Consider the following 11,750-nt stretch of genomic DNA (forward strand, 5'->3'; position numbering starts at 1 on the left):
TTGGTGTCCGGTTGTCAGGCTACCGCAGCGCGCTACGCAATCCGAGTAACGCGCTGCCGATCCGTACATGTGTCGCCCCGTGTGCGATCGCCGCCTCCAGATCGCCACTCATTCCCGCCGAAACGGCAGCCGCCGTCGGATGTTCGGCCCGTAGCCGCGCCGCCACCTCGGCCAGGGTGCCGAACGCGGGCTCCGGATCCGCACCGAGCGGGGCCACCGCCATCACCCCGGCCAGCCGCAGCGCCGCCGAACCGGCGACCGCCGAGGCGACCTGCTCGACGCCCCGGTCCGGGTCGTCCCCGCCGACCAGCGCGCCACCCCGGTCGGCGGCACCGTCCAGGTTGACCTGGACCAGCACCTCGAGCGGCGTCTTCCGGTGCCGCTCCGCCGCGTCGGCGAGGGCACCGGCCAGCCGTACGCTGTCGACCGAGTGCACCAGGTCGGCGTACCGGACGACGGAGCGGGCCTTGTTGCGCTGGAGCTGCCCGACGAAGTGCCAGCGCACCCGGGCGCCGGCCGCCGCCACCTCGGCCGCCTTCGGCGCGGCCTCCTGGTCGCGGTTCTCCCCCACGTCGAGCACGCCCAGCCCGGCCAGCAGCGCCACGTCCGAGGCCGGATAGGTCTTGGTCACCGCGACCATGGTGACCCCGGCCGGGTCCCGGCCGGCCGAGGCGCAGGCGGCGTCGATCCGGGCGCGCACCCGGGCCAGGTTGGCCGCGAGCTCCGCCCGGCGCGCGCCGTCCGGCGCCGGAAGGGGTGGTTCGGTCATCTGGTGGCTCAGGAACCGTTCTTGAGGAAGTCCGGCACGTCCACGTCGTCGAAGAGCACCCGGCGCGGTGCCTGCACCGGCGGCGGGGGCGGCGGCGAGACCGGCGCGGCGGCCGGCGGGCTGACCTTGCGGGCCTGCTCCACCGGCTTGTAGGCCGGGGTGCCGCCGTCGAAGCCGGCCGCGATCACCGTCACCCGCACCTCGTCGCCGAGCGCGTCGTCGATCACCGCACCGAAGATGATGTTCGCGTCCGGGTGGGCGGCGTCGGTGACCAGCTGCGCCGCGTCGTTGATCTCGAAGAGGCCGAGGTCGGAGCCGCCGGCGATGGAGAGCAGCACCCCCCGGGCACCGTCCATGCTCTGCTCCAGCAGCGGGCTGGAGATGGCCGCCTCGGCCGCCTCCACCGCCCGGTTGTCCCCCCGGGCGCTGCCGATGCCCATCAGCGCGCTGCCCGCACCGCTCATCACGCTCTTGACGTCGGCGAAGTCCAGGTTGATCAGACCCGGCGTGGTGATCAGGTCGGTGATGCCCTGCACACCGGAGAGCAGCACCTGGTCCGCCTGCCGGAAGGCGTCCATCATGCTGATGCCCCGGTCGCCGAGCGCGAGCAGCCGGTCGTTCGGGATGACGATGAGCGTGTCGCACTGGTTGCGCAGCTCGTCGATGCCCGCCTCGGCCTGCACCTGCCGGCGCTTGCCCTCGAACGAGAACGGCCGGGTCACCACACCGATGGTGAGCGCGCCGAGCTTGCGGGCGATGTTCGCCACCACCGGCGCCCCGCCGGTGCCGGTGCCGCCGCCCTCGCCGCAGGTCACGAAGACCATGTCGGCGCCCTTGAGCACCTCCTCGATCTCGTCGCGGTGGTCCTCGGCGGCGTTCTTCCCGACGTCCGGGTTGGCCCCGGCACCGAGCCCCCGGGTCAGCTCCCGGCCCACGTCGAGCTTGACGTCGGCGTCGCTCATCAGCAGGGCCTGCGCGTCGGTGTTGATCGCGATGAACTCGACGCCCTTCAGCCCGACCTCGATCATCCGGTTCACGGCGTTGACGCCGCCGCCGCCGATGCCGACGACCTTGATGACCGCCAGGTAGTTGTGCGGAGGTGTCATCGCGGGTCCTTTCCTTCGATCTCGGCGGCCGCTTCCCCGCCCGGCGATCCGGCCGGAGCGAGGCCGACAACTCTTCGGTACGAGGAGGCGAAGGGTAACCCTCACCCTCTACTAGAGGCTTACAGTTATGTCAACCATTGATCCTCTCGAGGCAACGTATGCGTACGCGCGGCCGAACCCAAGGACCTGCGCGGCGTGTCGGCACGCCCGCCGACAAACGACACCGGCATCCCAGCCGGCCGGCGTGTCGGGGCGGACCGGCCGGCCGCCCCCGCGCACCGGTCAGCGGATGGTCACCACGTCCGGGGTCCGCACGTCGATGGTCTGCCCCCTGCGCGCCAGCAACGACGTGGCCACCTGGGCCTTCACGTCGCTGCGCGAGGCATCGCCCCAGAGCACCGTACGCCCGCCGCGCAGCTTCACGGTGATCCGGGCCGGTCCCTCCACCACCAGTTCGGCGAGCCGGTCCCGCAGTTCCGGGCCCAGACTGGCGAGCACGGTCAGCGCTCCCCGGGTGGCGGCGTCGTCCGGACCGGGTGACCGCAACCGGGCCAGCGGCAGCCCGGCCGGCCGGTCCGGGCGGTCCTGGAAGACCACCCCGGAGGCGTCCAGCACCAGGAACCGTCGGTTCTGCGGCACCACCGCGACCGGGGTGCGCTCCACCACCTCGATGAGCAGGGTGTTCGGCCACTGCCGGGACACCGTCACCCGGGCCACCGGCGGCAACTCGGCTACCCGGGTGCGTACCCCGGCCAGGTCCACCCGGGCCAGCGGCACGCCCTCGGTCACCTGGGCCGCCTGGCGTACCTGGTCGTCGGTGACCAGGGTGGCGCCGACGACCCGCAGGGTGCGGAAGCCGAGGACCGGGGTGCCGTACACGATTCCGGCGGCGGCCAGGGTGAGCACCAGCACCCCGGCGAGCAGCGCCCACGGCCGGGCGGCACGCAACCGGCGCTGCCGGGCCCGGCGGGTGAACCGGCGGACCGACGGCGGTACCGCGTCGGAGCCGGCCCGGACCAGTCGCCAGCCCCGGTCCGCACCGCGTCCCGTGGCCGACCGGCCGGTCCCCGGACGGCCCGCGCCGGAGCGGGTGCCGGCGCCACCCGGACCACCCCGGCCGGAGCGGCCGGCTCCCCGGCCGGCCGGCGGAGGACCGCCGGACCGGCCGCCCGGAGCCGGACCACCGGAGCGGCCCCGGGAGGTGCCCGGACTCATCCGGCGTCGCTGGCTGCCCCGTGCGGGGCCGCCCCGGCGCCCTGCCCGGCCGCTCCCGGCTGCCCGGCGGTCGAGCCGCCGGCCAGCGCGTCGAGCAGCTCGTCGCCCATCAGCGAGATCGGCGGCGCACCCATCGTCACCACCACGTCACCCCGGCGGGCCCGCCGGGCCACCTCGGCCGGTACGTCCGCCCAGGAGGGCAGGAAGACCTTCCGCCCGGCCGGCAGGTCGACCGCGTCGGTGAGCGCCGCGCCGCCCTCGCCGGGGGCCCGCACCTCGCCCGGACCGAAGACCTCCAACACCACCACCTCGTCGGCGATGGCCAGCGCGGTCGCGAGTTCGGCCTGCAGGTCCCGGGTCCGGTAGACCCGGTACGGCTGGAAGACGACGATCAGCCGGCCGTCGCCGGCCACCTCCCGCAGGGTCTTCAGCGCCGCCGTCATCGAGGTCGGGTGGTAGGCGTACTCGTCGTAGACGTACACGCCGGCCGCCACCCCCTTGCGCTCGAACCGGCGGCGTACCCCGGGGAAGGAGGCGAGCGTCGACGTCACCGAGTCCATCGGCAGGCCGAGCTTGCCCGCGGTGAGCACCGCCGAGGCGCTGTTCAGCCCGATGTGCGCGCCGGGCACCGGCAGCCGGATCTCGCCCAGCGGCTCGCCGTGCAGGGTGGCGAGATAGCGTACGCCGCCGGCCGACGACACCACGTCGGTCAGCCGCAGGTCGGCGTCCTCCGCCGTGCCGTAGGTGTAGACCGTCCGCCCCTCGGCGCGCAGCGTCTCCGCCATCCGCCGGGTGCCCTGGTCGTCCGCGCAGGTCACCACGAACCCCTCCGGGTCGGTCAGCCGGGCGAAGTCGGCGAACGCCTCCTCCAGCCCGGCGTAGTCGCCGTAGGTGTTCAGGTGGTCCTCGTCGATGTTCGTGATGATCGAGACGTACGGCCGGTAGAGCAGGAAGGAGCGGTCGCTCTCGTCGGCCTCGGCGACGAAGTACTCCCCGCTGCCGTGGTGGGCGTTCGACCCCACCTCGGAGATCTCGCCGCCGATCACGAACGACGGGTCCTGGCCGGCGTGCTGGAGGATAAGCGTCACCATCGAGGTGGTGGTGGTCTTGCCGTGCGTGCCGGCGACCGCGATGGTGCGCCGGCCGGTCATCGCGGCGGCCAGCGCCTCCGAGCGGTGCAGCACCCGAAGCCCGCGCTCCCGGGCGGTGACCAGCTCCAGGTGGTCCTGCGGGATGGCGGTGGAATAGACCACCGTGTCGACGCCGTCCAGGTTGGCCGGCGCGTGGCTCATGTGGATGGTGCCGCCGAGCGCCCGCAGCCCGGCCAGCGCCGGCCACTCCCGCAGCTCGCTGCCGGAGACCCGCAGCCCCCGGGTGAGCAGCAACCGGGCCAGCCCGCTCATGCCGACCCCGCCGACCCCGATCAGGTGGATGCTGCCCAGATCCTCGGCGGAGAGCGTGCCGACCGGGCTGAACTGCGCGGTGTTCATGACACCAGCCTTCCACTCGGAATCCGTCCGGTCACCGGGATGCCCAGCTCGGCCGCCCCGGATCCGCCCACCGTCATCGGGCCACCGCCTCGTAGACGAAGTCGAGCAGGGCCTCGTCGCCGTCGCGCCGGCCGTAGGCGGCCGCGGCGGCACCCATCGCGGCCAGCCGGTGCGGGTCGCGGATCAGCGGGATCACGGTCCGCTCGACCCAGGCGGCGGTCATCTCGGAGTCGTCGACGAGCAGCCCGCCGCCGGCCTCCACCACCGGCAGGGCGTTGCGCTTCTGCTCCTGGTTGCTGTGCGGGTACGGCACGTAGACCGTGGGCAGCCCGATCGCCGCCACCTCCGCGCAGGTCATCGCCCCGCCCCGGCCCAGCATCAGGTCGGCCGCGGCGTACCCCAGCTCCATCTGGGAGAGGTACGGCAGCGTCACGTACGGCACCGGCAGGTCGTGCGGCACCTGCACCGGCTCGTTGCGGGCGCCGATCACGTGCAGCACCTGCACCCCGGCCGCGGCGAGCGACTTCGCCGCACCGGCCACCGCCAGGTTGATCGAGCGGGCGCCCTGCGAACCACCGGCCACGAAGAGGGTCGGCAGGTCCGGGTGCAGGCCGAACTGCTGGCGGGCCGCCGCACGCTGCGCCATCCGGTCCAGCGTGCTGATGCCGCGCCGCAGCGGCACCCCGACCACCCGGGCGCCGCGCAGCGACTCGGCCTGGGCCGGCTGGTGCGGGAAGCCGACCGCCACGTGCTTGGTGAACTTCATCCCGAGCCGGTTGGCCACCCCCGGCGGCACGTTCACCTCGTGGATCACGATCGGCAGCTCGCGGCGCCAGGCGGCGAGATAGGCGGGCACCGAGACGTAGCCGCCGAACCCGATGACGACGTTGGCGCCCACCTCGTCGATCACCTTTCCGGCGGCCCGGGCGGCTTTCCACATCCGGTCCGGAGTACGCATCAGGTTCATGTTTACCGACCGGGGGAGCTGGTAGGCCGGGATCTGCCGCAGATCGTAGCCGTGCGGCGGAATCAGCTCGTTCTCCAACCCTTTCGGGGTGCCGACGCAGGTGATCCGTACTCCCGGGTCGTGCCGGCGCAGGCAGTCGGCGAAGGCCAGCAACGGGTAGATGTGCCCACCCGTGCCTCCTCCCGCTAGCACCACCGACCGCAGCGGACCCATCAGCGTCTCCTCTCGCTCGCCGTACCGGCGCGCCCTCGCCCCGCCCGGCCACCTGCTGGCCCGGCCTCGGGATCCCGCCGCCGCCCGGTTCCGGTTCTGGAAGCGGGCTCCCGTTCGGCCGGCGCGGGAAGCTTCCCACGGCGGCGCGCCGAGGGAAGCGGCGGCAGCGGGGCCCAGAGTAGCCGTACCCATCGGGGCGCCGGACGGGCGTGCAGGGCCCGTGCGGCATCCGGTTCGGCGCGGGCGAACGAGGCGAGCATGCCGATCGCGGCAAGTGTCACCACCAGGGCGCTGCCGCCGTCGGAGATGAACGGCAGCGGCAGGCCGGTGATCGGCAGCAGCCCGACCACCCCGCCGATGTTGATCACCGCCTGGCTGACCAGCCAGGCGGTCGCGGCGGTGGCGGCCAGCCGGCGGAACGGGTCGGCGACCCGGCGGGCGATCCGCAGGCCGCTGTACGCCAGCACCGCGAACAGGGTGAGCACCACGGCACAGCCCACCACGCCCAGCTCCTCGGCGAGGATGGCGAAGATGAAGTCGTTGTGCGCCTCGGGCAGCCAGTTCCACTTCAGGCTGCTCTTGCCCAGCCCGACGCCGAACCAGCCGCCGTTGTCGATCGCATACCGGGCCTGGAGATACTGGTAGCAGTCGGTGAGCCCGCACTCCTCCGGCGGCGGCGGGTTGAAGAACATGGTGAGCCGGGCCAGCCGGTAGTTCTCGGCGTCCTCGTCGCCGGAGCCGGCGCCGATCGAGGCGGCGGCGACCAGCAGCCCGACGCCGACCAGCCCGAAGACCGTCAGGGTGGCGAAGACCCGCTTGCGGATGCCGGCCGCCCAGAGCAGCCCGACCACCACAGCGAGCAGGCAGAGCATGGTGCCCAGGTCGTTGTAGCCGACAAGCAGGAAGAGCAGGCCGACCACCGGGAAGAGCGGGGTGGCCAGCTCCCGCCACCAGCCGAGTGCCGCGCCCTTGCGGGCGATCATGTCGGCGCCCCAGAGCACCAGGCCGAACTTGGCCAGCTCGCTGGGCTGCACCTGGATCGGGCCGATGTAGAGCCAGAGCAGCCGGGCCTCGAGCGGGCCGAGGACGGCGTCGGCCTTGCCGTTGAGCTTGTCCCAGAGGTGCAGGACGTCCAGCACCACCAGCAGTACCGCCGAGACGGCCAGGGTGGGCAGCCCGACCGCCCGGAAGGTGCGGGCCGGCAGGCGCTGGCAGATCCAGAAGGCGACCAGCCCGATCAGGGCGAAGAGCGCCTGCTTGGCCAGCATCGCGAAGGCGTTGCCGTCGCTGGCGTACGCCCGGACGCTTGTCGCGGAGAAGACCATCGTCAGGCCGATCAGCAGCAGCAGTCCGGAGCTGGCGATGAGCAGGTAGTAGGAGGCGAGCGGCCGGGCCAGCAGCCCGCGCAACGCGGCCAGCCCGCCGGCCAGGTCGACCCCGGCCGGCCCGTCCGGCGGGCGTACCCCGGCTGGCGTGCCCGCCGGGCGTACCCCGGCCGGGTCGGCACCGCCCTCGGCCCGTCCGGCCGGCGCCTTACGTCCCGCCTGCTCCCCGGTCACCGCGCCGTCTCCTCGTCCTCCCCCACCCGCCCATCATCGACGCTGGTCCGGCCACCCCGGCGCAGGTGACCGGCCGGCGTGTCGGGACCGGTACGGCGTGTCCCGGCCCGGTGACACACCGGTGGACGGACGGCCCTGGGCGGGGGCCCCGGGCCGGCGCGGGCGCCGCCCGGTCGCCCGGTCAGGTGACGGCGGCGAGGAACTCGCTGTAGAAGAGGCCGAGGGCGATCGCCACCCCGATCCCGGCGATGATCCAGAACCGGACGACGATGTTGACCTCGCTCCATCCGGCCAGCTCGAAGTGGTGCTGGAGCGGCGACATCCGGAAGACCCGTTTACCCGTGGTACGGAACGAGATGATCTGGATGACCACCGACATCGTGATGATCACGAAGAGACCACCGAGGATCAGCAGCAGCAGGAGCGTCCGGGTGGCCATCGCCATCCCGGCGATCAGCCCGCCGAGGCCGAGCGCACCGGTGTCACCCATGAAGATCCGGGCCGGCGAGGTGTTCCACCAGAGGAAACCGACACAGGCCCCGGCCGCCGCCCCGGCGATCAACGCGATCTCCAGCGGGTCCCGCACCTCGTAGCAGTACGCACCGCCCCGGGCGTAGTCGGTGTCCGCGCACCAGTGCCGGTACTGCCAGAACGCGATCAGGGCGTACGCGGCGAGCACCATCACCGAGGCGCCGGTGGCCAGTCCGTCCAGCCCGTCGGTCAGGTTCACCCCGTTGGTGGTCGCCATCACCACGAAGATGAAGATGACGACCGAGGCGACCTTGCCGACCTCCAGCGCGTTGATGTCCCGGATGAAGGAGAGCGCGGTGCTGCCGACGGTCACCCCCGCCGTGCTCGGGAAGTAGAGCGCCACCACCCCGAAGACCGCGCCGACGAGTATCTGGCCGAGCAGCTTGCCCCGCTTGTTCAGCCCGGCGCTGTTGCGCTTGCGCACCTTGAGGAAGTCGTCGATGAAGCCGACCGCACCGGAGAAGACCATCAGGCCCAGCAGCACCAGGGCGGTGATGGTCGGGGTGACCTGGGCGATCTGCGCCTCGGGCAGGGTGGTCAGGGCGAGGTGCCCGGCCACGTACGCGATCACGGTCGCGACGATGAAGACCACGCCGCCCATCGTCGGGGTGCCCTTCTTGCCCTGGTGCATCACCGGGCCCTCGGCCCGGATCGGCTGCCCGGCCTTGAGCCGGGTGAAGACCTTGATCGCGACCGGTGTGACGAAGAGCGAGATCAGGAACGCCACGAAGATGGCGACGATGACCGCCCTCACGCCGGCCCGCCTTCCGCCGCGACCGACCCGACCCCGGAGGCGCGGACCACCGGGCGGATCCCGGTGCCGCCGAACGCCGCGGCGACCGCACCCGCACCCGGCCCGCTCATCGGGACCCGTTCCCGGGCCGGACCGCCTCGGCGCGCAGCGCGTCGGCCACCTCCCAGGTGCGATAGCGCGAGCCCTTCACCAGGACGACGTCGCCCGGCCGCAACTCGCGGCGCAGCGCCTCGACCGCCGCCGCCTGATCGGTAACCAGCACCGACTCTCCTCCCCAATTCGCCATCGCCACCGCGCCGTGGTGGATCGGCGCGGCCGGCTCGCCGACCACGATCAACCGGTCGACGCCCAGCTCGGCCGCGAGCCGGCCGACCTGCTCGTGCCCGTCCCGTTCGAAATCGCCCAGCTCGGCCATGTAGCCGAGCACCGCGAAGGTGCGCCGCCGCTCGCCCATCCCGGCCAGGGCCCGCAGCGCGGCGGAGGTCGAGGCGGGGTTGGCGTTGTAGGAGTCGTCGATCACCGTCACCCCGTCGGTGCGGTCGAAGACGTCCATCCGGCGGGTCGAGGGCAGCCCGAGCCGGCCGAGCGCCTCGGCCAGCTCGGCGAGCGGCATGCCGAGTTCCCGGGCCACCGCCGCCGCCGCCAGCGAGTTGCCGACCTGGTGCCGGCCGCTGATCCCGAGCCGGACCGCCGCCCGGCCCTCTCGCGTGACCAGGGTGTACGACGCCCGCCCGCGATCGTCGAGCCGGACCTCCTCGGCCCGCACCTCGGCGTCGGCGGCCTCGCCGACGAGTACCGTCCGGGCGGTGGTGCGGGACGCCATCGCGCGTACCCGCTCGTCGTCGGCGTTCAGCACGGCCAGCCCGTCGGCCGGCAGCCCCTCGACCAGCTCGCCCTTGGCCTGGGCGATCGCCTCCTGCGAGCCGAACTCGCCGATGTGCGACACGCCCACGTTGAGCACCACGGCGATCCGGGGCGGCGCGATCTCGCACAGGTAGCGGACGTGTCCCAGCCCCCGGGCGCCCTTCTCCAGCACCAGGAACCGGGTCTCGCCGTCGGCCTGCAACGCCGTGTACGGGTGCCCCAGCTCGTTGTTGAACGAGCCGGGCGGCGCCACCGTGCGGCCGAGCCGGGCGGTGAGCTGGGCGACCAGGTCCTTGGTGGTGGTCTTGCCGGAGGAGCCGGTCAGCCCGATGACGGTCAGCTCGGGCAGCCGGTCCAGCACCGTCCGGGCCAGCCGGCCGAGCGCGGCCCGGGGGTCGTCGACGAGCACCATCGGTACCCGATCGACCTCGCGGGAGCCGAGCACCGCGACCGCGCCGCCGTCGGCGACCGCCGCCGCCGCGAAGTCGTGCCCGTCGACCTTCTCGCCGGGGAAGGCCACGAAGAGCCCGCCGGGGCGTACCTTGCGGGAGTCGAACTCGACCGGACCGGTGATCCGGACCGTCGGGTCGGCCGCGACCAGCCGGCCGTCGACGGCGGTGGCCAGCTCGGCCAGGGTCAGCGGGATCATCGGCGGCCCTCCACCAGGTTGCCGAACCGGGCGGCGAGCGCGGCGGCCAGCTCCACCCGGTCGTCGAACGGGTACGTCCGGCCGGCGATCTCCTGGCCGCGCTCGTGCCCCTTGCCGAGTACCGCGACCACGTCGCCGGGCCCGGCCAGCCGGACCGCCTCGTCGATGGCGGCCCGCCGGCCGGCCACCTCGCGTACCCGGTCCGGTCCGCCGTCGCGTTCGGCCCCGCGCCGCACCTCGGTGCGGATCACCCCGGGGTCCTCGCTGCGCGGGTTGTCGTCGGTGACCACCACCAGGTCGGCGCCGGCCGACGCGGCGGCACCCATCAGCGGGCGTTTGCCGTGGTCCCGGTCGCCGCCGGAGCCGAGCACGCAGATCAGCCGGTTGCCGGCGCCGGTCAGGTCGCGCAGCGCGCGCAGCGCCGCCACCACCGCGTCCGGGGTGTGCGCGAAGTCGACGACCCCGCGCACCGGGCCGGGCGCCTCGACCAGTTCCAGCCGGCCGGGCACCCCCGAGCAGGCGGCCACGCCCTGGGCCGCGACCGCCGGATCGACCCCGGCCCCGACCAGGGTGGCGATCGCCAGCAACGCGTTCGCCACGTTGTGCCGGCCGGGCAGCGCCACCCCCGCCTCGACCGCCGTGCCCTGCGGGCCGTGTGCGGTGAAGGTCTGGGTGTAGCCGGAGTCCCGGACCGCGTCGGCCCACCAGGTCGCCGCCGGGTCGCCGGCGGCCGAGTAGGTGACCGTGCCGGGCCGGCGCAGCGGCACCAGCGCCGGGTCGTCGTGGTTGAGCACCTCGACGTCGCACCGCCCGTCGAAGAGCCGCGCCTTGGCCGCGAAGTAGTCGGCGACGTCGGCGTGGAAGTCGAGGTGGTCGTGGCCGAAGTTGGTGTACCCGCCGACGGTGAAGCGGACCCCGCCGACCCGCCCCATCGCCAGGGCGTGACTGGAGACCTCCATCGCGACCGCGGTGACGCCGCGTTCCCGGGCCGCCGCGAGCATGGCGTGCAGGTCGGTCGCCTCCGGGGTGGTCCGGATGCTTTCCACCACCAGGTCGCCGAGCCGGCACTCCACGGTGCCGATCAGCCCGGTGACCTCCCCGGCGGCGCGCAGCCCGGACTCGATGAGGTAGGTGGTGCTGGTCTTGCCGGCGGTGCCGGTGATGCCGATGACGGTCAGCCCGGCGGTCGGGTCGCCGTAGACCGCGCCGGCCAGCTCGCCGAGCACGGCCCGCGGGTCCGGCACCACCACGGCGGGCAGGCCGGCCTCGGCCGCCGCCGGGGCGCCGGCTGGATCGGTGAGTACGGCCACCGCGCCGGCCTCGGCCGCCGGGCCCACGAACTCGGCGCCGTGCCGGCGGGCACCCGGAAGTGCCGCGTAGAGGTCGCCGGGGCGCACCTCGGCGCTGGCGTGGGTCACACCGGTGACCGCCAGGCCGGTGGCTTCCGGCGGCGACTCGGCGGCGACCCGCGCGGCGAGGTCGGCGAGCCGGACCGGTGTCACGGCGCGGGGACGGGGATTGCCGGGCACGGCGTCAGACCCTACCCCGTCGGGGGGTCCATCCCGCACAGCCGCCCCGGTGGTTTGCCCGCACCTCCCGATGATGTCCCGTTCCGGCAGGTCATCGCGGATAG

9 protein-coding genes are annotated in these 11,750 nt (G+C 73.9%); all 9 read right to left on the reverse strand.

The features are described from left to right. Positions 1-19 precede the first annotated feature (19 nt). The 9 genes from ACN28A_RS02855 to ACN28A_RS02895 all read right to left on the reverse strand — a co-directional run bounded on the left by ACN28A_RS02855 (position 20) and on the right by ACN28A_RS02895 (position 11,685). On the reverse strand, positions 20-769 hold the full coding sequence (locus tag ACN28A_RS02855; RefSeq protein ID WP_421391997.1) for a YggS family pyridoxal phosphate-dependent enzyme: 750 nt from the start codon (positions 767-769) through the stop codon (positions 20-22). Positions 770-777: 8 nt separating this feature from the next. Then, positions 778-1,875: a cell division protein FtsZ gene (gene ftsZ / locus ACN28A_RS02860; RefSeq protein WP_421391999.1), complete on the reverse strand. Its 1,098-nt coding sequence runs from the start codon at positions 1,873-1,875 to the stop codon at positions 778-780. Positions 1,876-2,157: 282 nt separating this feature from the next. Further along, complete coding sequence (locus ACN28A_RS02865; RefSeq protein ID WP_421392002.1) at positions 2,158-3,090, reverse strand: cell division protein FtsQ/DivIB; 933 nt, start codon at positions 3,088-3,090, stop codon at positions 2,158-2,160. Continuing rightward, positions 3,087-4,580, reverse strand: coding sequence for a UDP-N-acetylmuramate--L-alanine ligase (gene murC, locus ACN28A_RS02870; RefSeq protein ID WP_421392005.1), 1,494 nt, complete (start codon positions 4,578-4,580; stop codon positions 3,087-3,089). Before murC ends, ACN28A_RS02865 begins: the two co-directional genes overlap by 4 nt. A gap of 73 nt (positions 4,581-4,653) precedes the next feature. Next, on the reverse strand, positions 4,654-5,760 hold the full coding sequence (murG, locus tag ACN28A_RS02875; protein ID WP_421392008.1) for an undecaprenyldiphospho-muramoylpentapeptide beta-N-acetylglucosaminyltransferase: 1,107 nt from the start codon (positions 5,758-5,760) through the stop codon (positions 4,654-4,656). Next, positions 5,760-7,178 carry an FtsW/RodA/SpoVE family cell cycle protein gene (locus tag ACN28A_RS02880; protein WP_421404108.1) on the reverse strand — a complete coding sequence of 473 codons (1,419 nt, stop codon included), beginning with the start codon at positions 7,176-7,178 and terminating at the stop codon, positions 5,760-5,762. Before ACN28A_RS02880 ends, murG begins: the two co-directional genes overlap by 1 nt. 322 nt (positions 7,179-7,500) lie before the next feature. After that, a complete protein-coding gene (gene mraY, locus ACN28A_RS02885; RefSeq protein ID WP_278063185.1) occupies positions 7,501-8,604 on the reverse strand; it encodes a phospho-N-acetylmuramoyl-pentapeptide-transferase in 1,104 nt (367 codons plus the stop codon). A 106-nt stretch (positions 8,605-8,710) separates the two neighbouring features. Then, on the reverse strand, positions 8,711-10,117 hold the full coding sequence (locus tag ACN28A_RS02890) for a UDP-N-acetylmuramoyl-tripeptide--D-alanyl-D-alanine ligase (RefSeq protein WP_421392011.1): 1,407 nt from the start codon (positions 10,115-10,117) through the stop codon (positions 8,711-8,713). Continuing rightward, positions 10,114-11,685 carry a UDP-N-acetylmuramoyl-L-alanyl-D-glutamate--2,6-diaminopimelate ligase gene (locus tag ACN28A_RS02895; RefSeq protein WP_421392013.1) on the reverse strand — a complete coding sequence of 524 codons (1,572 nt, stop codon included), beginning with the start codon at positions 11,683-11,685 and terminating at the stop codon, positions 10,114-10,116. The genes ACN28A_RS02890 and ACN28A_RS02895 overlap by 4 nt, the downstream gene beginning before the upstream one ends. Positions 11,686-11,750 lie beyond the last annotated feature (65 nt).

The sequence above is a fragment of the Plantactinospora sp. WMMB782 genome (assembly GCF_049179135.1).
Lineage (GTDB): Bacteria > Actinomycetota > Actinomycetes > Mycobacteriales > Micromonosporaceae > Plantactinospora.

Coding starts and splice junctions, on each gene's coding strand:
- murG (WP_421392008.1), bottom strand. CDS start 5,760: ATGGGTCCGCTGCGGTCGGTGGTGCTAGCGGGAGGAGGCACGGGTGGG.
- ftsZ (WP_421391999.1), bottom strand. CDS start 1,875: ATGACACCTCCGCACAACTACCTGGCGGTCATCAAGGTCGTCGGCATC.
- ACN28A_RS02865 (WP_421392002.1), bottom strand. CDS start 3,090: ATGAGTCCGGGCACCTCCCGGGGCCGCTCCGGTGGTCCGGCTCCGGGC.
- murC (WP_421392005.1), bottom strand. CDS start 4,580: ATGAACACCGCGCAGTTCAGCCCGGTCGGCACGCTCTCCGCCGAGGAT.
- ACN28A_RS02890 (WP_421392011.1), bottom strand. CDS start 10,117: ATGATCCCGCTGACCCTGGCCGAGCTGGCCACCGCCGTCGACGGCCGG.
- ACN28A_RS02855 (WP_421391997.1), bottom strand. CDS start 769: ATGACCGAACCACCCCTTCCGGCGCCGGACGGCGCGCGCCGGGCGGAG.